Origin of the sequence: Desulfovibrio gilichinskyi (genome assembly GCF_900177375.1) — a bacterium.
GTDB classification, from domain to species: domain Bacteria; phylum Desulfobacterota; class Desulfovibrionia; order Desulfovibrionales; family Desulfovibrionaceae; genus Maridesulfovibrio; species Maridesulfovibrio gilichinskyi.
Genome location: NZ_FWZU01000010.1, coordinates 1 through 20,803, shown reverse-complemented (window position 1 = coordinate 20,803; position 20,803 = coordinate 1). Strand labels below are relative to the sequence as shown.

Here is a 20,803-nt window from a genome sequence, read left to right as displayed (position 1 = left end):
TTCAGCTTTTTTCAGTAGTAATTTTGATGCAGTTGACGGCTTTTTCTACAGCTGAAACAGCTTCTTCGCGAGTATTTGCAACACCGATTATGACTCCGGCCCGAGCAGGATGGTTAGTTGTGGGAGGGATAACCGCTCCGACCTCAGTTCTGATCTCAACCATTTCGATACCTTCAATTTCTTGAGCTTCATCCACTCCGTCAATGGCTGTAACAATTCCTTCGCTTGGGAACAGGTATCTTTGAGCTACTCCTTTCTGGTAGAACGGGATCATTTCTTCCGGGTTCGGTGTTTCACCTATTGCCAGCCTGATTGCTATGCCTACAAAATCCACTCCGGTGTTCCACGGTATTTCGTGTGAGCAAAAATATCCGCCTGAAAGTCTTGCAGCCATTTCGATTACATAAGGTTTGCCGTTGTGAACGACCATGTCGCCTTTGGCAACTCCATGGCTAATACCGAGAGCAATAGCCGCTTTACCGGAAAGGTCTTTGACAGCCATTTGAATGTCGTACGGTAGAAAGGAGGGGAGTTGTCCTCCGTTTTCAATTATATGCGGTGCAAATTTATCTAGAAATTCATAATTCCGATCTGAGAATCCTGGAGTGTAGCTCTTTCCACCTACCACGAAACCTTCGGTGCTGACTTGCGGACCGTCGAGATAACTCTCTACCATAACTCTATTCGTCGGAGATTCGTTTTGAGAGTAATTAAAAGCCCAATCGTAGTCCGGCATGTTTTCTAAATTATATTCCAGCTGCAAAACGCCGCGGGCACCTCTACTGTCTACAGGTTTTATTACGAGTGTTTCCTGACGTTCTAAAAATATTTCTTTCAGTTCGGACCCGCTTGAAATTTGACTATACCATGGGATAGGAATCCCTTTGGCTTTGAAGCAATCTTTCATTGCAAGTTTGTCTGTTGCCAGCGCAGCTGTTTCTGTGCTTACAGCGCGTAGTCCGAACATTTTCGCAACGGCCGCTACAGTGTGAGGAGCATCAACCGCAACGCACATTACTCCGTTAGGTTTCACTCCTTTTTCGGCCCATTTCTTTAGAGCAGCAACTGTTTTTTCAGGAGTATATACACAACCGATAACTGCTTCATCAGCATGAGCAAAACCGGGAGCATCGGGGTTCAGGTCGGTTGCAACAACGTGGATTCCCATTTCCTTTGCTTTGGTTATAGCCGGAATTGTTTCAATACCGGCTCCGATCATAATTAAAACTTTTTTCATGTTTTTTATTCCGGTTTTTTGCAGACCATAAAAGTGTTTTGACCTTTAGGATCATCAGGAAAAATAACCCTGCCCTGTTTAATACCGATTACCTGTTGCACTGTAAAATACGCGGAAGCCAGCGCTGTAATCTCTTCAATGGAAAATTCGCGTAAGTGCTGGCTGTTAACAGGAATGTGCCCGCGGCTGTTTTGCGGGGTACTCAAAATAAGGAGTCCTCCGGCTCGTAGAACCCGATGCATTTCCTTAAAATACGGGGCAGGATCAACATGCTCGACAGTTTCAAAACTTGTAACTGCGTCGAAAGTGTTGTCCGCGAACTCAAGATTTGTTGCATCAGCAGTTTGAAATGTAAGGTTGTCCCGTTTATTAATAGCCGTTGCTTTTAAAATTGTATCTTCATCAATATCTGCTGCGATGACAGATGTTGCTTTGTCTGCCAGCATTCGCGCGCCGTATCCGGGGCCGCATGCACAGTCCAGCATAACAGTTTCAGGCGTAATATACTCAAGGGCAAGTTCATAATGGAAAGTTAACTGGTCTCCAGCCTTAATACCCTTTTTACTGACAGCCATCCGGCCTTCGATGTATACATCATGAGCTATTTCTCTGCATCTGCTGAGCCATTCATCGCTGACAGGGGGATGATCTAAATAACGTGCACATTTGAATTTCGCTGTGTTTTTGATCATGAAAAATTTGGGATGTACTTTATAAATACCGGAGTCATCCAGCTTTGAAAGCATGGTTGAAGCTTTCTTCAAACTGCTTAATCTGTATATGTCAGAGGTCAGCTGGATGGGAAAATCATCCGGCATTTTTACGCAGTCGAGTTTGTCCTGCGCTGCTATTCTCAGCATATCAACAGCATGTTCAGGCAGCCAGCCAAAGTGTAGCCCGTCTACTCGTATAATTAGGGCCTCATCTGAAGTGTCATCAAGCGCTGCAATCATCCTATCAAGCGGACTTTCATCAAAACCATAATAGACACTAATTTTTTTATTTGGAAATATTGCAGGCAGGTCATTAAGTCGTCCTCCTTTGTCAAAGGCGGGCGCAACTATGCGTATGTCGGCATCAGGGAACTGATTAAGTGCACTTTCCATTGTCAAAGCTACAACAGGACGACCGTTAGTTTCGTTCATGCACCAGTCAGGAGCTCCGCTCCATGCCCGGGATGCTGCCTGTATGAGAATTATGGGCGTAATAGTTTTGCCTGTGTGCATTGTTAGAATAATTCCTTTTCGTGTTTACGCAGAAAGTATGAACTTATCGGAGTGACAAATTTACTGTTTAGATAAGAAGGTTTGAATTGTGAATGAAATTTTTTTTGTAGTTCCAAATCTTCTTTTGAAATTTGCCATGTTCCGTTTACTCGTTCATGCATCTCTTTTACAGCTTCGAGTATTTCGTCTTCGGTATTGTCAATAACTTCAATGTCTGAGTTTGCAAATTTTTCTACTCGCCAACGGCTCATCCCTGATTCAATAATTTCGGGGACTTTTAAAATTCTTTTTTCTGTTTTTGACCACAGCAATTTAAAAATAGCCAAATCTTCAGGTGAACAAAAAAGGATTATTTCAAGGCGTACTACATTCACGCTCAGGCAAGGCACACGGAAAATCATGGGGATATGCATCAGCCCGCTCTGAACACCTACGAAAAATTTACATTTAGCCGAGAGGTAAACATCCATGAAGTCTGTTCGCTTGCCGCTTGTTGCATAATCCAGAAAATTGGGATGACTGATTTCAAGAGGTTCTTTGACCGCACTGCCCATGCGTATAACATTATAATCCATGCGTAGTAGTTCTTCTACGCTGGGTTTGAAAGTCCTTATGTGCATATCGCGGACTTCCTGCATGTCAGCATCGCTCTTTTTGGGGTCAGAACCACTGAGGAAAACTGAGTCCCTTCCAAAAATGCAAACATGTTCTTTTTTCGGAGGAAGTCCTAGATCTCTAAGATTTTCAATTCCTGCCTTTTCCTGTTTTGGAGAAAAGGCGATATGATTATCTGTCAGTTGCATTACGCAATCAGCATCTCTGCCGGATGCAACGATGTGGGTGTTCATTGCTATTTCATGTTTCGCGTGAAGGTTAAATCTTCGAATTGCGTCAAGAAGATATAAATTTAACCTGTGTACTTTCATTTGCTTACAAAAAAGATTTGCAAGAGTCCTGTTTGCTACTTTATTGTCTTTAAAACAAAAGAGGTCATAACAATTATCATGATATCCTGCGTCAACTTCAGAGAGATAAATTTCACTGTCCATTGCCAGATGACCAAGTCTCACAGAATAAATTTCACCAACTCTGATTTTTTTGAACGGGGAAATTACTCTGATTAACAGCGCAATAGTCCCTAATCCTATCCATTTAAGTATTTCTTTCGGTGCGGAAGGGTGAAGTTCTTTTCCTGCAAGTTCTTCGTTATTTCTCACAGAAAATTTGACTTCTAACTTTTTAAAAGATGAATAAAAGCTGACCGCCTTAACTACGTTATCGTGATCATAGGTCATGCCGCAAACTACAACAGCTTCATCAGGTCTGAAGGTAAGCATTACTTTAAGCAGCGGCAGAAACAGCGGGTGAAAGATGCCGCTGAAGTAACTGACCTTTTGCGGTCCGTATGCTCCTCTGTCACGCTCAGGAACCAGAAGATGGACGTCTGTGGTGATGAGGTCTACTTTTGCAAGGTAGTCCTGTATGTATGCCTGCTGAGCTGTTCCTATGATGAGTAAACGCTTTTTTTTCATTTTTATGCTTTACGTTTAATTACCTTACGCACAGCCTTAACAATATCTTCAGGCATAAGCCCATATGCTTTAGCCAGATCTTCCGGTTCACCGGATGCTCCGAAAATGTCATCCACAGCTACGCGTTCAACAGGAACAGGAGCGTTTTCGCAAACTATTTCCATTACAGCGCCGCCGAGTCCGCCGTATTTATTATGATCTTCACAAGTTACTATTGCGCCTGTTTCTATTGCAGCTTTAGTGACAGCCGCTTCGTCCATGGGTTTAAGCCAAGACATGTTCAGTACGCGGCAGGATATGCCTTCTTTTGCGAGGGTTTCAGCGGCTTTCATGGCGCGGTGTACCATGACTCCGACTGCCATAATGGTTGCATCACTGCCTTCGCGTAAAACTTGAGCTTTGCCGTGTTCAAAAATTGTGTTTTCGTCAAAAACATTAGGCAACGGACTGCGTCCTGTCCGAAGGTATAGCGGCCCTGTAGTGTCTAGCAGATAAGGCATAACTGCTCTCAGTTCTACCGGATCGGCAGGGGATACAACACTCATTTTAGGAATACTGCGATATATGGCGATATCTTCAAGAGCCTGATGAGTTGCTCCGTCAGGGCCTACGTCCAGCCCGAGGTGACTTGCAGCAATTTTTACATTGAATTCAGGATAGGCGATAGAGTTTCTGGCTTGTTCCAGTGCACGCATAGATGCAAACACTGCGTAGCAGGTAACAATGGGGATAATTCCTGATTCGGCAAGACCTGCTGCCATTGAAAACATATTCTGTTCAGCAATTCCGCATTGGATAAATCTGTCTGGATATGCCTCGCGAAAATGGTATGTTCCGGTTCCCCCGGCAACGTCTGCGTCAAGAACTACAAAATCATCCCGCACTCCTGCAAGTTCTGTCAGCACCTTGCCGAAAGCATCTCTCATATTTTCCATTATATTAACTCCTCGCAGCCGCATTCACGCATTGCGCATTCTCTTTCTTTTCCGGTCGGGCAGAGGCTGCCGTGCCATTTTGGCACATTTTCCATGTATGAAACCCCTTTTCCTTTAACGGTATGGGCGATGATCATGGTCGGTTTTCCGGCCATAGCTCTTGCTCTTGTGAATGCATTTGAAATTTCGCGGAAATCGTGACCGTCAATTTCGATTACATGCCAGCCGAAGGCTTTGAATTTGTCGTTTAACGGCTCGATAGCAGTAATCTTGGTGTTAAGGTCGTCACTTTGAAGTTTGTTGTAATCAACAATAGCAACCATGTTGTCGAGATTGTGGTGAGCTGCGAACATGCATCCTTCCCATATTTGACCTTCATTGAGTTCGCCGTCTCCGAGCAGAGCATATATACGGCTTTTTCTTCCTGCTCTTTTGGCTCCAAGAGCGCACCCGAGAGCAAAAGAGAATCCCTGCCCAAGCGAACCTGAGTTGAATTCAACCCCGGGGGTTTTCAAGCGGTCAGGGTGACCTTGCAGCATCCCTCCGGCATGGCGCAGAGTTTTAAATTCTTCTTTTGAAAAGAAACCTTTTTCAGCAAGAGCGGCGTAAAGAGAAAGGCAGGAGTGTCCTTTAGACAGTATAAATCTGTCACGGCCCGGGTCATTCATATTTTCTGTGCAGTAGTTCATTTCGTTGCAATAAAGCCAGCTGATGATTTCCACACAGGAAAGTGAACCGCCCGGATGACCTGAGCCTGCATGGCAATTCATTATGATGATGGATTTTCTGAGTTTTGCAGCAAATTTTTCAAGTTCATCATATTTAGACGTGTTCATTGTTTCTCCTTTAAACCGCAATCATTAAAAATAAAGGCCGCCGTTGACGCTGATTGTCTGAGCTGTAATGTATGAAGAGTCATCTGAAGCCAGATATACAACTGTGTCTGCAACTTCTGATGTTGCGCCGAATCTTTTCATGATCACACTTTCAGCCGCTTTTTGAACAGCAGGATCTTTAAGCCCTGCTTTAGCCATTTCAGAAGCAATGAGACCTGCGGCGATTGTATTGCAGCGGATGTTCCACTCGGCTCCGAATCTGGCTGCGACCTGCCCAAGTGAGATGAGTCCGGCTTTGCTTGCCGCGTAGTGGGCAGTTCTAGGTCCGCCGTACTGACCGCTGACTGATCCGATGTTTATTATACTTCCGGCTTTACTTTTTTTGAGCAGTTCAAGGCAGCGCTGTGTACAAAGGAACGGTCCTTTGAGGTTTACATTTAAAATTCTATCCCAGTCCTCAGAGGTGATTTTATCAAAATCAGTCGGGTTATTAATTCCGGCATTATTTACCAGAATATCCAGCCGTCCTTCTTTTTCAGATATATCAGCGACAACTGCGTTAACAGAAGATTCGTCACTGACTTCAAGCTGGAGCGCACGTCCCTTGCCGCCGTTTTTAATGATTGCGCTGACGGTTTCATCTGCACTTTTGCTATCTGATACCCATGTGAGAATTACTTCTGCGCCGTTTTCAGCAAGTTTGGCGCTGATAGCCTTGCCTATTCCACGTCCGCCGCCTGTGACCAGAGCTATTTTATTTTCTAATCTATTCATTTAATTTTATTCCTGTTCGAAATTCTTTTGTGCAATAACAAGCATGGTTCGTCCTATTCCAGCTTCAGCAAAACACCCGTAAAGTTTATCCAGAAAAGCTCTATTGCCGCTTTTAGTCAGATTCAGCTCAAGTTGTTTGCGCATGGCGTGGAAGTCTCGTCCCAGCTTAGGGTCGTCTAAGTAATTTTTACCCATAAGCAGGAATAGTTCCATTGGAAACGACACTTCACTATGGCATGGAGTAAAGCCGTGGCGTGAGAGCAATCCTTCAAGCGACTCTTTATCAAAGTAATTGAGATGATGCGGAGGAGCTATCCACCAAGGGCGTACATCCATATCTTCGTTTAAAATTTTTTGAACTGGAGTGTATTCATTCGGAACTCCGATAGCTATGAGTCCGCCAGATCGCAGAACATGATTGCAAAGGTTAAGTATTGCGCTTGGAGACGGAACATGTTCCATCACATCGCCAAGGTGAACCACATCGAATTTCTCTAAACGGTTTGCACATTCTTGATCAAAAACGGCGCAATCAACGTCAAGTCCTTGTGAGTATGAATACTCTGCGGCTTTGTCGGAAGGTTCAATTCCTTTAACTGTCCATCCACGATTTTTTGCCTGACTGAGCAGGAATCCGTTGCCGGAACCTATGTCTAAAAAACTACCTGCTCTGCCTAAAATTTTTTCCAGAGTTTCAAGCCGTGCATCATTGATAGAGTCCAGCCACTCTCGGTCTTCAAGCTGATGCTCAAGCATCAACGGCTTGTCTTTTACGTGGTAATCATGCTTGTAAATCTTACGAAGTTCATCCTCACTAGGGATAGGAATGATGTGTTTGAAACCGCATAATTTGCAGTCTATTACGTCAAAACCGTCCACGCTGTGCAGGACAGTTCCTTCGTGGTCGTTCCAGTTCTTTTTATCACTCACTTTATATCACCAATTCTTTTGGACTTAAGTCGTTTGATTATGATCTCGGCAATATTAGCGGCTCCGCGCCCAATATTAAGTCTTTCGGCACTCGCAACCATTTTTGCCCGTAAATTTCTATCAGAAATAAATTTAAGCAAGGTCTCTGTAAGCTTTTGCTTTGTAACAAGATCATATCTGCCGAGAGAGATTGCTGCTCCGGTGTCATGCAAGGCTGATGCCGAGCTGGCGTGATCATCCGTCAGGCAGAGCAACAACTGCGGTGTTCTGCAGGCTACCAGCTCATAAGCCGTCATGCCGAATGAAGCTATAGCTAAGTCGCTTTGACTCATTAGTCGGGACATGGATTCAACATTGCCCACAAGTTTAATCCTGTCTCCAAGCTCTACCGCTATCCCTTTGATTTTGTCCAGATTTTTGAACATAGGGCCAATGACTATTTTTGCATGCCACGGCTCGTTAAGGGAAGTTAAGACGTGTAAAATTTTTAAAGTCAGTTCAGCCGGATCACTTCCTCCTGCTGTTATAAGCAGCTCAGGTATGGAAGATTTTTCCTTGTCTGAAATTATTGGGGGCAGATTTGTGATTTTAGAAAATTCCTTGCGGAGAGGAATGTAGTCCCAACCGCAAAAAAGATCTCCAGAGAAATTTTTCCAGCTCAGATCGCGGACTTGCGGGACAGGTGGGTAAAAAGCCAATTCACTTTTTAAACGGTTTGGTGTGGGATCGTCGATAGTACATATGAGCACATTTCTAGATTTTGCATTTGCGAAGAAGTCATCTGCCAGAGGAATGAGCAGGTCCAGAACAACGGCATCTTCGTCTGAAAACACATACGATTCGAAATCTGAGATTTCTACGACTTCAAAAGCCGCTTCACAGATTTTACTACGGGCGGATTCACTGCCCTTAAACACAAACAGACAGTTACTACCATGATCCTCTCTGAATGCTGCGCTAAGTGCTAAACATCTTCCGACATGCCCAAACCCCCTTTCAGGGGTCCCTTCGCAAAAGAATGCAATTTTAACTGGCTTACGCATTAAGAACAAAAGCCTTATATAACCGCTCGGCAATTTCCCAATCTTCCTTTGTATCAATATCCACGGCCATGTGGCGCGGTAGGAAGTACGGCAGATTTAATCCGGCTTTACGGTCTTCAGGAATGTCTGTCAGTTCATGCCAGTAAAACTGGGCCGCATCATGGAAAAATGTAGGTAAATCCTGTGACCTGCTTGAGGCATATTCCGGGAAAGCATATTCCACGCCGCCCTGATCATTAATTTTGAAAGAGCGAAGTATGGGGTATGCGAATTCTGTTACTCCAAGAACGCAGTTTGCCTTTTTTTCACGGAGCAGCTTGTAACCGCCGGTTATATTTTCAGCGGTTACAAAAGGGTTGGCATAAAATTGACAGAATCTATCCGGTTCACCTAGGTTTTCTTTTACCCAGCCCAGCGCGTGCTCTATTACCGGAGCAGTCGCGGCAAAATCGTCAGCAAGCTTTGCTGGACGTAAAAACGGAGCTTCTGCTCCGTTTTCTATCGCTACTTCAGCAAATTCTTCGCTGTCAGTACTCACTATGATGTGATCAAAAAAGCCGCTCTTGCGGGCGGCTTCAATGGCATAGGCAATGAGAGGTTTTCCCAGAAAAGGGCGGATTGATTTTTTAGGAATACGTTTGCTCCCGCCGCGAGCAGGGATGATTGCTATCTGCATGTTAAATTGTCCGATGCTTAAAGTTATTTGTTATCGCGTGTCTGGAAGTTTTCTTGAGCTGAAATCCAGTCTTCTTCAAAATCTACTTCTATACATTTGTGGTCTGAGATATCCACAGGCTTAATTTTGATTCCGTCATGGATAATTATTTCAATACCTTTTTCAAAATAGTCCTGCTCTTCGCACTTGCGCAGTGCATCCGCATATGTTTTGAGGTCTTTTTTGCGGATCATATTGATTCCGACAGCTTCCCCTTCCGCATTTTTGACTAGTTTGGAAATTTCATTGATATAACCGTCTGCGTCGCGAGTATATTTGACTTCTTCTTCACCGCAGGATTTGCAGTCAACGCAGACAAAATTTTCATCTTTAATTTCTAAAATTTCGCGAATAATAGCTTTATCAAAAACAACATCGCCGTTCATCCACAGGACGTCGTCATCAAGATCTTCAATAGCACATAGGAGACTTTTGGACGTGTTGGTGATGTAGTAGTTGGGATTGTACCTATAGTATACTTCGGGGAAGTTTTCCATAATCAGGGTCATTTTAAAGCCTACGACAATGATTATTTCCTTTACCCCAAGATCCTTAAGAATCCTGACCTGTCGACCGAGGATGGTTTCCCCGTAGGGCAATACCGAAAGAGATTTCGGAAAAGGTCTGCTGAGCCTACTGCCGATACCTGCTGCAAGGATGACTGCTTTCATGATACTTACTCCCTGTTTATTAGAGAAAGTTAGAAACTACATGTTTACCAAGTCGTTTCGCCGCTAAACCGTCTGCGTTGCTAAAAGACAGATTTCTAAGTTCGTGTCTGACATCTGCAAAATCATCAATGTTATTTATCATAATATCTTCAAAAGCGGTATAAAGATCATTCTCATTCGTCACTTTCTTACCGGGTGTCATTGAATCGTAATCGAAAAGGAGTTCTCTGTTTTTGCTGATATATTTTTTATAATCATATGGATAGAAGACGATAGGGTTATCCACCAGCAGAAAATCGAAATAAACAGATGAATAATCCGTAAGCAGAACATCGCAAAGCGGAAGCAGGGGGTACACATCACTTTTTGAATCCACCAAGCGGATGTTTTCCGGTAAGGATACATTACTTAAAGTAAGATATGGGTGAAATTTACAGACGAACATCAGATTATTCTTTCGGCAGAACTTTGACATGCGCATCAAATCTATAGCCCCGTCTTCAAATGGTCCACCTCCGGTATCACGGAAAGTAGGCATGAAAAAGACAGTCTTTCCGCCGAGTTTACGGAATTTTACAAGTTCACCGTAAAGGTCGCGGTCGGTGTTGATCATGTCATATTTTGTCGGGCGCCGCATAAGTACATCGTTGCGCGGGTATCCTGACTCAATAAATTTTTCAGCCCTGAAAGCTTTTGCAAAAGCCCTTTCAGTGAAGAATGGAGAAGTAGAAACCACAGTGTCATATCCTGAATAAGCAAATGTCAGGTGCTTAGCTTTTTCAGGATTCATGTTTACAGTGGAATTAATTTCTGGAAATCCAATGGCTTTTAAGGGGATGCCGTGCCAGAGCTGCACTGTTTTTGCCTCTGAAAGCAATGCCCATAAAACACTTTGATCTTTCCAGCTGAAATCATCGGAAATGACAATGCCTGCTTTTGCCATAAGATCAGCCGAATCAGGGTGATTTACCCAGGTTGCAGGCAGTCCCTGACTTTTCAGAATATCAGCGTCCTTCTTTTCAAAAGCCATAAAATGACATTCAAGTTCGGGCTGATTTTTCACGCAATGAATATAGAAGTATTTGACATTATCCATGAAATGGCTGCCAGCACGCCCGAAGAATATTGCCAGATTCTTCTGTTTAGGAATTGCGGAAGCCAGTTTTTGAAGCTTTTCCATTTCATTTGAGTGCATGAAAATTCTCAATATTTATTTAAAGGTTTATTTTATGACACTTACTTATATCATATTCAAAATAAATGCCAAATGACAATAAAAAATTAATAATTTAAGATATGTTATGATTTGAAAAAATTAGATAAGAGTTCAGCGTAATCTCGTAATAATATGTTGAGAGCAAATAAAAAGGGGCCGGAGCCCCTTTTTGAATATTCAAGTGAGTGATTTGTGCCCGTTGCTGTCACAAGTTGCAGTCAACTATTGATTAATATTTGAAATGATATCCTTAATATTAATTTTATTTTTCATCATTCCATTATCAAGCAAAAATTCTTGAGTTACTTCAAGATCTTTAATGTCTTTTCCCGTAATTGCAGAAGAATAGTCATACCAAGGGAACATTTTTTTAACATTTTCTATGGTGAGATTTGTTTCTTTCGCCACTATCTCAAATGTTTCTTCAGGATTATCTTTCATAAATTTCGCGGATTTTTCATTTACATCTAAATACCGTTTAACAAGGTCAGGGTGCTCCTTTAAGAAATTGTTGTCCACAGCAACAACTATAAGCCCTTGGATCAGCCCCTCGCCGTTTGCAATGACGTGGCATCCGCCAGTTTCCATAACAGGAACGCTGGGGCCTGCCACAAGAGCTGCGGATACATTGCCGCTCATAAGAGCCGCTCTGGCTTGCGGTATGGACATGTTCACAAACTTAATATCAGAAGGGGTGAGTCCTTCTTTAAGTAACGCGGCATAGAGCATCTGATGCAATACTGTCCCTTTGGGACCTGCCACAATCTTGTTTTTGAGGTCTTTTACAGAGTTTATGGATTTGTCGAGGGCCATAATATTAAACGCTTTGGGTGCGCGAGCAAACACGGCAATTATTTTGAGATCAACCCCGTTGGATTTAGCTATAATGGCTGATGACGCGCCGAGAACGCTGGCAAATTGAACTGATCCGGCAGCCATAGCCTGCGTCTGCTTAGGTCCGGAAGTCAGTTCGGGGTGGGTTATGGTTATTCCATCCTGTTTGAACTCATTTTCAAACATATTTTTTTTGTAGGCAATAATAGCCGGTACGTTGAGAGGGAATTTTACGTATGTAATACCGATTTCCTTAACATCCTCACTCAGCGCTGCAAAGCTTGGCATAACTGTTCCTGCAACTAAGAATACTGCAAGCAGCAAGCTTAAATAATAACGTTTCATTTTAAATCTCCTGGAATTATTTTTTAAATTCATCATCCAGCAAAATTGCGGATAAAATTTCTTCTCTAATTCTGAAAAATGTCTCGGATAGAGTGGCGCGCGGATAGGGCAGATCAACAGGCAAATCGGCAGTGATTGTTCCTTCCTCCATGACCAGCACGCGTTGTCCAAGGTAGGTTGCTTCATCCACATCGTGGGTAACGAATATTATTGTTTTTGCCTGATCAAGAAATATTTCCGTCAGTTCTTTTTGCAGGTTGCGCCGCGTAAAAGCATCCAGTGCGCCGAAGGGCTCGTCCATGAGAATGACATCCGGATTTGCGCAGAGTGTTCTTCCCAGAGCTACGCGTTGCGCCATTCCTCCAGAAATCTGACTAGGGTAGGCTTTTCTGAATTTTTGCAGATTCAGCATCTGCAAGCTTGACTCAAGTGTTTCATGAGCTTCATCTTTAGAAAGTTTTTTATCCATACCGAAGGCCATGTTCTTTTCAACCGTCATCCACGGCATAAGTCTGGCTTCCTGAAAAACAACTCCGATCTTAGCCGCTGAAGGGGACCCGTCCTCTTTAAGAAAGCTGAAACTTCCTTCGCTCGGTGTTTTAAGGCCGCATAAGATTTTTAGTAAGGTTGTTTTTCCGCATCCGCTTTTACCGACAATGGTTACAAAACTGCCGTGCTCAATACGGGCTGATATCCCTTGCAAAGCGTGAAAATAGCCGCCGTTTAAGCGGTAAGATTTGCACAGATTGTCTATTTTAATAATTGGCATTGGTGGTGAACTCTTTTTGCCAAGGCATTATGCGTTTGCTTATCCACAGAAACGCCAGATCCATAGCATACCCGAGTATGCCGATGGAAAGAATGCCCACAATTACAATATCTGTGCGGGAAAATTGTTCTGCATCGATGATCATATACCCAAGGCCGGATGCTGCCGCTAAAAGCTCCGCCCCTATAAGTGCTCGCCACGAGAACCCAAGTCCTAGTCTTAATCCTGTCATTATCGAAGGCATTGATGCCGGTAGAATAATCCGGCCGATTATTGCCGTATGACTGAACCCCATGACCTTGCCTACTTCAATAAGTTTGCTGTCGCAGTGGGAAACTCCGTTAACAGTATTTAGAAAGATCGGGAAAAAAGTAGCGAGAATTATTACAGAAAGTTTTGATGCTTCGCCGATACCGCACCAGAGAATCAGGAGCGGGGTAAGTGCAAGGGGCGGAATATGGCGCAAAAAATCAAGCGGAGCTATCAGCAGCTCCTGAGCGCGACGATTTAAACCTACTAAAATACCGAGAGGGAATGCGAAGGCAACAGTAATAAAAAATCCGATAAGGACTCTGCAAAGGCTTGTATAAATGTTTGGCAGCAGAACTCCGTTTTGTAGAAGTTCCAGCCCTGCCGCATAAACCTTAAGCGGTGATGGAAGAAGAAACTCATTAAAACTTCCAAGTGCCGACCCGATGCACCAGAAAGTAAAAAAAATGAGGGGAATTATGAGTGATTTTATTATTCGCATTGGTACAGACGAAAGGAACCAACAGTTATTTTGTTGAGAAATTGTTTTAAGCCGCAAAGCCGTTTGGATTACTGCATAGGGTAAGTTGATAAGTCAAGAGTAAATAGAGATGAATAATTTTACTTTTTGTATCCTTATATACTTACGTACTTTTGATAAGTGTTACTGGGATTGGCAAATTGTCACATAAAAGCAGTCCCTTTGTAATGAATTATCAACGTTTTATATTCATACAAGTCCGGATGTTTAATTAAATTTTGATTAAAAATTTTTTAAAGGAGAACGGATATGGAAAGACGTGAATTTTTAAAAATGGGAGTTGCGGCGGGGGCCATGGTTGCAGCTTCAGCTCTTCCGGCATTAGCAGATCCCTCTTACACCAGTTTTACACTTAAAGAATGTTTTGCAATGACTCCGCAGCAGATGGCAGAGCAATCCGGCGCAGTTATGCAGGGCTGGAAATATATTCATACGGAGGCTGCCGGTATCCGTAATCCTAAAATAAGAAACTCTGTTGTTGAAATTATAAATAATCCAGCTCCTAAATTATTAGACGTTGTTTTATCCCGTAAGAAAGAAGTTTATAAAGAACTGGATAAAAACGGCTGGGTGAAAGGAGTTTCATTCGACGCATTTCTACCGGAGAACGGTTCCACTGATAAAGCCAACCAGCCCTTTTTTACATCCCCGGGTAGCGGATATTCGAGCCATCATTGTTACCCCGGCGGACTTGCCACCCATACTGCATTAAACCTTAAAATGTCTCTGGCACTATACAATAATTATTCTGATATTTATGAATTCAATCTGGATAAGGACGTTGTTGTCGCGGCTCAGATTCTTCACGATCTGCATAAACCTTGGGTTTTCCAGTGGCAGAAAGACGGGGAATGCAGAACGGAACAATCCCTTGCCGGAACAGGTGAACATCATGTCTTAGGGGTTGCGGAAAGCATCGTTCGCGGTCTGCCTGCCGAAGTGTGTGTTGCGCAGGCCTGCGCACATGGTCATCCCGGTTTTGATAAAGATGAAGCTTCTGCTGTTAACTGGCTTAAAGCTGCTGCAATTATTGCGAATGTTGATCCAGTTAAATACGGACTTCTTGAAAAGGGCGGAGAATCACTTCCCCTGCCGCGCAGCATGGAAGCCTTTGTAACTCATTTGGGTGACCATGACTGGGTGTTGACAGTTCCTGCCGCACACTGGCTTATTCCTGTAACGGAAGAAATTGCTATGCAGGATTACGGTTTTAAAAAGGCTGATCTTGGTTCTGCAAAGTTTCATGCTTTCAGAAACCTTGTGTTCAGTCAGGCTACCGTTATGGCCCTATATCATCTGATGCAGAAAGACGGCAAAGATGCTTTGCGTAAACAGATAAACAGCATTGTGGTTAAGGCATAAAAACTGATCCGTCCTAAAGAGCGCATCCCGGTTTAACGGGGTGCGCTTTATTTCTTTCTAAGTATCCTACTGAACATTGATTTCTTTTTACCCGTCGAGTTTTCAGTGTAATCATTGCTTTCGTTACGATCATTGTTTTCTTCGCAAAATTCCTGTTCATCTTTATTTTTGTTCCCGGAGAAACTTACAAAATTTGCAACATTCTGCGCCTGTCGTGCTGAAAATCTTGCAGCCTTTCCTGTGGCTTCGAAAGCTCTGTCTTTTGAATCAACAACTTTTCTTGCCGCGCTCATGGCTTTGTCTCCCGCTGAACGGGTAATTGTTTTCAGATAGGCGGAGGTTATCATTTTAGTAGAGCTTACAGCGATGGAAAGCAGCATTTTAGCGGCTTCCTTGAGCACGGATCTGCGAAACTCCTGTGTTTTTTTGTCTGGACTGTAACTGAAATGGTTTCTGGTAATGATGCCAACGCGAAGAGCCAGAAATGCATTCGTAGAACCATCGAGAATTGAAGCTGTTATTATAGAGGTCAATCCGCTTGCGCCGGGGATCATGCCAAGAGCAGAACCCGCCAGTACGGGAGACATGATCGCTTCAATTTGTGACTGAATATCAAGATCTTCCACCGCGCTTGCAAAAAAAGCTGTTACCGCAACGTTTGAGTAAACTGAAATCATATCCCGTAAGGAAGGACGCTGGTTGTAAATTTTTGACACATCCCAAACCAGTTTGGAGAGCGAACCCATCACTATAAATGAATCCAGCTTTCCGTTTTGCGATATGGCAGTGCTTAGGAATATGCGTGAGGCAACGGATTTCATTTTTGCCGTTGAAATCTCATCCAGTCCGTCAAGTGCAAGGTCGAGGTCCTCATTTCGCGAAAGATTAAGTCCCATTTTCCGCACGTATTTATTTTTGCGAAGTCGCTTACGCAGCATGTTGATATATTTCGTCTGCTGGGTGGGAGTCGGGTTGTCCGGCATGGTCAGCGGCCCGGGCCGAAAAATAAACATCATCAGCGGGCTGATGCACATGATCAAAAACAGCCCGCTAAGTCCGAACAGAACGTAATCATGCGACTGCGGAAAGTATGATCCGCAAAGCTGTGCCAAGGCTGAAATCTGGTTCAGCATAAACAGGATAAACCCCGCAAGCAGCAGAAGCAGTCCGGCAGAAAAAAATCTGGTCAGCGTTTTTGACATTATGCGCCTCGCCCGTATCGAGCATTTAAATCGGTCTTACCCATCTCTATATAATTACAAACTCATACGTCAAACAAGAGCTGAAAAATAAATTATTTTTTTAGTGAAAATTTAGCTTTTAACTGCAGCACAAGTGGAATAGTGTCCTCTTCTTTTTATAAGTGTAACGCTTTGCGTAAGTACTCAAAGGAGAAATCTTTGTATAACGTAAAATCAATATTAAATGCTGGAATTGCTCAGGTTCTTGCCGGATCAGTTCTCATTTCACTTGTTGGAATATTTTTAAAAATTTTGGTTGTAGATTACGCATTGCCCGTTCTGGTTGTGGTGTTCTGGCGTAATCTGTTTGTCTGCATCGCCTTGCTGGCTGGGCTTAAAATTTTTAAGCCTAAACTGATTTTGGTGAGTAGAAATAACTTATTTATTTTGGTTTTTTATGGTTTTCTACTTGCTTTAATGAATGGGATTTGGGGCGGTTCTGTTTATTTCAACGGGGCTGGCGTAGCAACGGTTCTGATTTATCTCTCTGTGCCTTTGACTGTTCTGGGGCAATGGTTGCTCGGAGGTGGTAAGCCTTCTGTACGGCTGATTCCGTCGATTGTGCTTTGTCTTGTCGGGTGTGCAGTGGTTTGCGGAATCCAAGGTGTTTCTGACTTTGCGCTAGCACCTGTAGGTATGTTCTTGGGCCTTCTTTCCGGTGTCTTTTACGCAGGTTACGCACTGCTCGGGCGCGAATGTGCTCTAAGAGGCCTGAATGCTTTTACGGTGTTGATGTATATTTTCGGTTTTTCATCTTTTTTTATGCTCATTATCAATATTTTTTCCAATGGAATGGTTCCCGGAGCAGCAGCTTCACCAGCACAAATGCTTTTGCCGGGGATGCCGTTTAAAGTGTGGGGATTGATTCTGACCTTAGCTATGGGACCGACTATGATGGGATGGCTGCTCATTAACATGAGTTTGTCAAAACTAACGCCGTCCATAGCAAACATTTTGCTGACAACGGACCCCATGGTGACGGCATTGGTCGCCATACCCGTTTTAAATGAAATTATGACGGCTATGCAGTGGGTCGGATGCTTTTTGATTACAGGCGGAGTAATGCTGCTTGGTAGACGAAATTAAATAAAAAAAGGGGAGCCGCGAACGGTTCCCCTTTTTACTTTGGTATTTCTAAAAGATCTATACGTTAAAGAGAAAGTGAACTACGTCACCGTCTTTGAAGACGTATTCCTTTCCTTCTGAACGCAGAACTCCGGCCGCGCGGCAGGCGGCTTCTGTGCCGTGCTTGATGTAGTCTTCGTAGCCGATGACTTCTGCGCGGATGAATCCTTTTTCAAAGTCGGTATGAATGGCGGCGGCGGCGCGGGGTGCTTTGTCTCCGTCATTAATGGTCCATGCGCGGACTTCTTTTACTCCGGCAGTAAAGTAGCTGATCATGCCGAGTGTATGGAATCCTGTACGGATGATTTTGGCAAGGCCGGATTCAGTCACGCCGTAAGATTCAAGGAAATCTTCATATTCTTCATCTTCAAGGCCGATCAGTTCTTCTTCCATCTTAGCGGAAATTTTAACGAATGCCGCTCCGCGTTCTTCTGCAAGTTTCATTACTGATTTAACGTAATCATTATCTTCTGTCAGGCCGTCTTCATCAACGTTCGCGCAGTAGATAACTTTTTTAGAAGTGATGAGGCGCAGGTCTTTGAGCAGTTCGACCATGATATCAGTATCGAGCTTGTCATATGTGTTGGCTTGGTTGCCGTTGTTCATATACTCAAGAAGCTTTTTGCCTTCTTCAACTTTAGGTCCTAAGGATTTGTCGCCTTTGATCTGCTTAGCCATGCGCTCAACACGATTTTCAAGAATCTGAACATCGGAAAGGATCAGTTCAGTTTCAATGATATCAATGTCGCGGATAGGATCGACTGAGTTGGAAACGTGGATAACATCGTCGTTGTCGAAACAGCGCACAACATGAAGAATGGCCTGTGTTTCGCGGATGTTACCAAGAAATTTATTGCCGAGTCCTTCACCTTTACTGGCTCCGGCAACAAGGCCGGCGATATCGATGAAGTCCACAGTGGAACTCTGAGTCCGCTGAGGTTTTACAAGCTCGGAAAGTTTATCAATGCGAACGTCCGGCACTGGGACGACTGCTTTGTTAGGTTCAATGGTGCAGAATGCGTAGTTTGCACTTTCTGCATTCTGAGCTTTCGTAAGGGCATTAAAAAGTGTGGATTTGCCGACATTTGGCAAGCCCACGATTCCTATACTAAGGGCCATATCGGTGGTTCTCCTGAATAATTATTGTAATTGCAGGCGGTTTAAGCACTCCGGTGCGGCTGCATGAGCCGTTCTAAGACAAAAGAAGTGGAGTTTTGCCGCATCGCTACGCGGCCCTCAATACCTTGCTTCGCGGCGATGGGCAAGGGAAGAATGGGGGCAAATTATTCTTGCTCTGGTTCGCTCTCTGTATTTTGGTGATCATCACCTTTGGCTTCTTGTTCTTCGCGGCGGACTTCTTCTAGAAAATCTTCGAACCATTGTTTGTATTCTGGGTCGTTTTTGAAGTTGTCGAGGTCTGTGTCGTTTATTAGGTGTTCATAATGTGGCAAAGATGCTTCACTCTTTTTACGTAGTAAAAACCATTTTTGACAGGCTTCAAAGTCTTCTTGAAGTGAGGATATGCAGGCAAGATTGTAAGCTCCGTACCCTACTTTAATAGATTCAGCTTTGAGGCATTTTTCTTTGGCTTCTTTTAATAATGAGTTATCGATTTTGTTTGGATTGCGAGCTGCTTCTAAGATTAATAAGTTTCCCCAATTGCTCCAAGCGGAAGAGTCGTTTTCATCTATCTCTGTAGCTTTTTTGTATTTGTCTTGAGCATCAATAAATAGAGCTTCTTTTTGTTCTTCTTCTGCATTTTTATACTTATCTGCTATTAATAATCCCCAATTGTACCAAGCTCCTGAGTAGTTTTCATCTACTTCTGTAGCTTTTTTGTATTTATTTTGAGCATCGATGAATAGAGCTTCTCTTTGTTCTTTTTTTGCCGTTTCATATCTGCTGGATATTAATATTCCCCAATTGTTCCAAGCGTCAGAGTTCTTTTCGTTTGTATCTGTAGATTTTTTGTATTTATCTTGAGCCTCAATAAATAGAGCTTCTTTTTGTTCTTCTGTTGCCGTTTCATATTTGTCGGCTATTAAGTTTCCCCAATTGTTCCAAGCGTCAGAGTTCTTTTCGTTTGTATCTATAGCTTTTTTGTATTTATCTTGAGCATCAATAAATAGAGCTTCTTTTTGTTCTTCTGCTGCCGTTTTATACTTACCTGCTATTAAGTTTCCCCAATTGTTCCAAGCTCCAGATTTGTTTTCATCTATCTCTGTAGCTTTTTTGTATTGCTTTTCAGCTAGGTTGAGCAGAATTACTTTATTTGTGAGAGAGGGTGCATCCTTTGCTTGTTCACCATACACATATCCTAAGGCAACGTAGGGTTCAGCCTTATTGCTCTCTAAAAGCGACATTGTTTTTAAAACATTGATAGCTTCTTCCCATTTTTTAGAATCACAGAACTGTATCGCTTTTGCGCGGAGCCTGTCATATATAGGGGCTTCTTCATCGTTTGAAACTTCTGAAAGAGCTTGAGTTTCTTCTTCTGTTCTCTCTTTATCTATATTACTGTCTCTAGCTATTTTAATCGCTAATGAATCTTTTTCTGCATTCTCTTTATGAGTGGCACATGTTTTTGCGTGCTTTCTGCATGTTTCAACAAGCTTTTCAATTTCTTGCTCTTTGTTCTTAACTAAGTCCCCAGTTTTATCTGCCAATACATTAAAGTCACTTTGCTGCGAGCTTACGTTCTTTTTCATTTCTGCAATAATATTTTCAGCTTTTTTTTCAAATTCATTTTGATTTTTAAGTGCGAGTTGTTTTTGTCCTTTATGAAAGGCAAAACCGATAACCGTAAGCAGTAATGCGGCAATTGCAGAAATCCAAATCAAGGCGTTATAAAATAGATCAATATTGTTTCGTTGTGTTTCCGCCCAATCTTTTACATGTTCAGCTTGTTCTTTAGTCCTCTCAAACCACATCCGCCCACTATCTGCATTTTGCTTATCCCGAATCTCTTCAACCCGAGCCTTAACAGCAGAAATATCTTCCTGAACACGCTCAATCTTAGCAGCATTGCTTTTCACCGCAGCCGCATTTTCCTTAACCCCCGCAACAGCCCCACTAGCAACCATCATCACTAAACAAACAGCAACAACAATCCGCCCGAGACACGTAATGATCCTGCTATAGATTTGCGGACACACGGTTAAGTAACTATCCTGACTTTTACAGGAGAAGTAAATGACCAAGCCCAAACGTCGAACTTATGAT

At 43.1% G+C, this 20,803-nt stretch carries 19 protein-coding genes; 2 read left to right on the top strand and 17 right to left on the bottom strand.

Translation table 11 applies throughout. The features are described from left to right. Position 1 precedes the first annotated feature (1 nt). From B9N78_RS17870 to B9N78_RS17805, 14 genes are all read right to left on the bottom strand, one after another. Complete coding sequence (locus B9N78_RS17870; RefSeq protein WP_085104840.1) at positions 2 to 1,237, bottom strand: ATP-grasp domain-containing protein; 1,236 nt, start codon at positions 1,235 to 1,237, stop codon at positions 2 to 4. Between the two features lie 5 nt (positions 1,238 to 1,242). After that, the gene (locus B9N78_RS17865) at positions 1,243 to 2,463 is read right to left on the bottom strand and encodes a class I SAM-dependent methyltransferase (RefSeq protein WP_085104838.1); all 1,221 of its coding nucleotides are present in this window, start codon (positions 2,461 to 2,463) and stop codon (positions 1,243 to 1,245) included. A gap of 2 nt (positions 2,464 to 2,465) precedes the next feature. After that, a complete protein-coding gene (locus B9N78_RS17860; RefSeq protein ID WP_085104836.1) occupies positions 2,466 to 3,995 on the bottom strand; it encodes a TIGR04372 family glycosyltransferase in 1,530 nt (509 codons plus the stop codon). A 2-nt stretch (positions 3,996 to 3,997) separates the two neighbouring features. Next, positions 3,998 to 4,930, bottom strand: coding sequence for a transketolase family protein (locus B9N78_RS17855; protein WP_085104834.1), 933 nt, complete (start codon positions 4,928 to 4,930; stop codon positions 3,998 to 4,000). Then, positions 4,930 to 5,766, bottom strand: coding sequence for a transketolase (locus tag B9N78_RS17850; protein WP_085104832.1), 837 nt, complete (start codon positions 5,764 to 5,766; stop codon positions 4,930 to 4,932). The genes B9N78_RS17855 and B9N78_RS17850 overlap by 1 nt, the downstream gene beginning before the upstream one ends. Before the next feature lie 24 nt (positions 5,767 to 5,790). Beyond that, positions 5,791 to 6,540: an SDR family NAD(P)-dependent oxidoreductase gene (locus B9N78_RS17845; protein ID WP_085104830.1), complete on the bottom strand. Its 750-nt coding sequence runs from the start codon at positions 6,538 to 6,540 to the stop codon at positions 5,791 to 5,793. A 6-nt stretch (positions 6,541 to 6,546) separates the two neighbouring features. Beyond that, positions 6,547 to 7,470 (bottom strand): class I SAM-dependent methyltransferase, encoded by a 924-nt coding sequence (locus B9N78_RS17840; protein ID WP_085104829.1) that lies wholly within the window; start codon positions 7,468 to 7,470, stop codon positions 6,547 to 6,549. After that, positions 7,467 to 8,513 carry a PseG/SpsG family protein gene (locus B9N78_RS17835; protein ID WP_085104827.1) on the bottom strand — a complete coding sequence of 349 codons (1,047 nt, stop codon included), beginning with the start codon at positions 8,511 to 8,513 and terminating at the stop codon, positions 7,467 to 7,469. The genes B9N78_RS17840 and B9N78_RS17835 overlap by 4 nt, the downstream gene beginning before the upstream one ends. Then, the gene (gene pseF / locus B9N78_RS17830) at positions 8,506 to 9,189 is read right to left on the bottom strand and encodes a pseudaminic acid cytidylyltransferase (protein ID WP_085104825.1); all 684 of its coding nucleotides are present in this window, start codon (positions 9,187 to 9,189) and stop codon (positions 8,506 to 8,508) included. The genes B9N78_RS17835 and pseF overlap by 8 nt, the downstream gene beginning before the upstream one ends. 23 nt (positions 9,190 to 9,212) lie before the next feature. Further along, a complete protein-coding gene (locus B9N78_RS17825; protein WP_085104824.1) occupies positions 9,213 to 9,899 on the bottom strand; it encodes a phosphocholine cytidylyltransferase family protein in 687 nt (228 codons plus the stop codon). Positions 9,900 to 9,918: 19 nt separating this feature from the next. Next, positions 9,919 to 11,094: a CDP-glycerol glycerophosphotransferase family protein gene (locus tag B9N78_RS17820; protein WP_085104822.1), complete on the bottom strand. Its 1,176-nt coding sequence runs from the start codon at positions 11,092 to 11,094 to the stop codon at positions 9,919 to 9,921. Positions 11,095 to 11,337: 243 nt separating this feature from the next. Then, positions 11,338 to 12,294, bottom strand: a complete 957-nt coding sequence (locus B9N78_RS17815) for an ABC transporter substrate-binding protein (protein WP_085104821.1) — start codon at positions 12,292 to 12,294, stop codon at positions 11,338 to 11,340. A 16-nt stretch (positions 12,295 to 12,310) separates the two neighbouring features. Next, positions 12,311 to 13,063 (bottom strand): ABC transporter ATP-binding protein, encoded by a 753-nt coding sequence (locus B9N78_RS17810; protein ID WP_085104819.1) that lies wholly within the window; start codon positions 13,061 to 13,063, stop codon positions 12,311 to 12,313. Then, positions 13,050 to 13,814: an ABC transporter permease gene (locus B9N78_RS17805; RefSeq protein ID WP_085104817.1), complete on the bottom strand. Its 765-nt coding sequence runs from the start codon at positions 13,812 to 13,814 to the stop codon at positions 13,050 to 13,052. The genes B9N78_RS17810 and B9N78_RS17805 overlap by 14 nt, the downstream gene beginning before the upstream one ends. 288 nt (positions 13,815 to 14,102) lie before the next feature. Here B9N78_RS17805 and B9N78_RS17800 point away from each other — a divergent pair, with 288 nt between their 5' ends. Next, a complete protein-coding gene (locus B9N78_RS17800) occupies positions 14,103 to 15,215 on the top strand; it encodes a metal-dependent phosphohydrolase (RefSeq protein WP_085104815.1) in 1,113 nt (370 codons plus the stop codon). Positions 15,216 to 15,262: 47 nt separating this feature from the next. Here the strand turns inward: B9N78_RS17800 and B9N78_RS17795 are convergent, their stop codons facing one another. After that, entirely contained in the window at positions 15,263 to 16,417 is a 1,155-nt protein-coding gene (locus tag B9N78_RS17795) for a DUF697 domain-containing protein (protein ID WP_085104814.1), read from the bottom strand. Positions 16,418 to 16,615: 198 nt separating this feature from the next. Between B9N78_RS17795 and B9N78_RS17790 the strand changes: the two genes are divergently transcribed. Next, entirely contained in the window at positions 16,616 to 17,542 is a 927-nt protein-coding gene (locus tag B9N78_RS17790; protein WP_137982588.1) for a DMT family transporter, read from the top strand. A 57-nt stretch (positions 17,543 to 17,599) separates the two neighbouring features. On the opposite strand, the gene ychF is transcribed toward B9N78_RS17790, so the two are convergent. Further along, entirely contained in the window at positions 17,600 to 18,700 is a 1,101-nt protein-coding gene (gene ychF / locus B9N78_RS17785) for a redox-regulated ATPase YchF (RefSeq protein WP_085104810.1), read from the bottom strand. Between the two features lie 164 nt (positions 18,701 to 18,864). Beyond that, positions 18,865 to 20,670, bottom strand: a complete 1,806-nt coding sequence (locus tag B9N78_RS17780) for a tetratricopeptide repeat protein (protein WP_137982587.1) — start codon at positions 20,668 to 20,670, stop codon at positions 18,865 to 18,867. Between the last annotated feature and the right edge of the window lie 133 nt (positions 20,671 to 20,803).

Excerpts from the sequence above, each read along its gene's own strand:
- B9N78_RS17870 (WP_085104840.1), bottom strand. The coding sequence starts at position 1,237 with ATGAAAAAAGTTTTAATTATGATCGGAGCCGGTATTGAAACAATTCCG.
- B9N78_RS17865 (WP_085104838.1), bottom strand. The coding sequence starts at position 2,463 with ATGCACACAGGCAAAACTATTACGCCCATAATTCTCATACAGGCAGCA.
- B9N78_RS17860 (WP_085104836.1), bottom strand. The coding sequence starts at position 3,995 with ATGAAAAAAAAGCGTTTACTCATCATAGGAACAGCTCAGCAGGCATAC.
- B9N78_RS17855 (WP_085104834.1), bottom strand. The coding sequence starts at position 4,930 with ATGGAAAATATGAGAGATGCTTTCGGCAAGGTGCTGACAGAACTTGCA.
- B9N78_RS17850 (WP_085104832.1), bottom strand. The coding sequence starts at position 5,766 with ATGAACACGTCTAAATATGATGAACTTGAAAAATTTGCTGCAAAACTC.
- B9N78_RS17845 (WP_085104830.1), bottom strand. The coding sequence starts at position 6,540 with ATGAATAGATTAGAAAATAAAATAGCTCTGGTCACAGGCGGCGGACGT.
- B9N78_RS17835 (WP_085104827.1), bottom strand. The coding sequence starts at position 8,513 with ATGCGTAAGCCAGTTAAAATTGCATTCTTTTGCGAAGGGACCCCTGAA.
- pseF (WP_085104825.1), bottom strand. The coding sequence starts at position 9,189 with ATGCAGATAGCAATCATCCCTGCTCGCGGCGGGAGCAAACGTATTCCT.
- B9N78_RS17825 (WP_085104824.1), bottom strand. The coding sequence starts at position 9,899 with ATGAAAGCAGTCATCCTTGCAGCAGGTATCGGCAGTAGGCTCAGCAGA.
- B9N78_RS17820 (WP_085104822.1), bottom strand. The coding sequence starts at position 11,094 with ATGCACTCAAATGAAATGGAAAAGCTTCAAAAACTGGCTTCCGCAATT.
- B9N78_RS17815 (WP_085104821.1), bottom strand. The coding sequence starts at position 12,294 with ATGAAACGTTATTATTTAAGCTTGCTGCTTGCAGTATTCTTAGTTGCA.
- B9N78_RS17810 (WP_085104819.1), bottom strand. The coding sequence starts at position 13,063 with ATGCCAATTATTAAAATAGACAATCTGTGCAAATCTTACCGCTTAAAC.
- B9N78_RS17805 (WP_085104817.1), bottom strand. The coding sequence starts at position 13,814 with ATGCGAATAATAAAATCACTCATAATTCCCCTCATTTTTTTTACTTTC.
- B9N78_RS17800 (WP_085104815.1), top strand. The coding sequence starts at position 14,103 with ATGGAAAGACGTGAATTTTTAAAAATGGGAGTTGCGGCGGGGGCCATG.
- B9N78_RS17795 (WP_085104814.1), bottom strand. The coding sequence starts at position 16,417 with ATGTCAAAAACGCTGACCAGATTTTTTTCTGCCGGACTGCTTCTGCTG.
- ychF (WP_085104810.1), bottom strand. The coding sequence starts at position 18,700 with ATGGCCCTTAGTATAGGAATCGTGGGCTTGCCAAATGTCGGCAAATCC.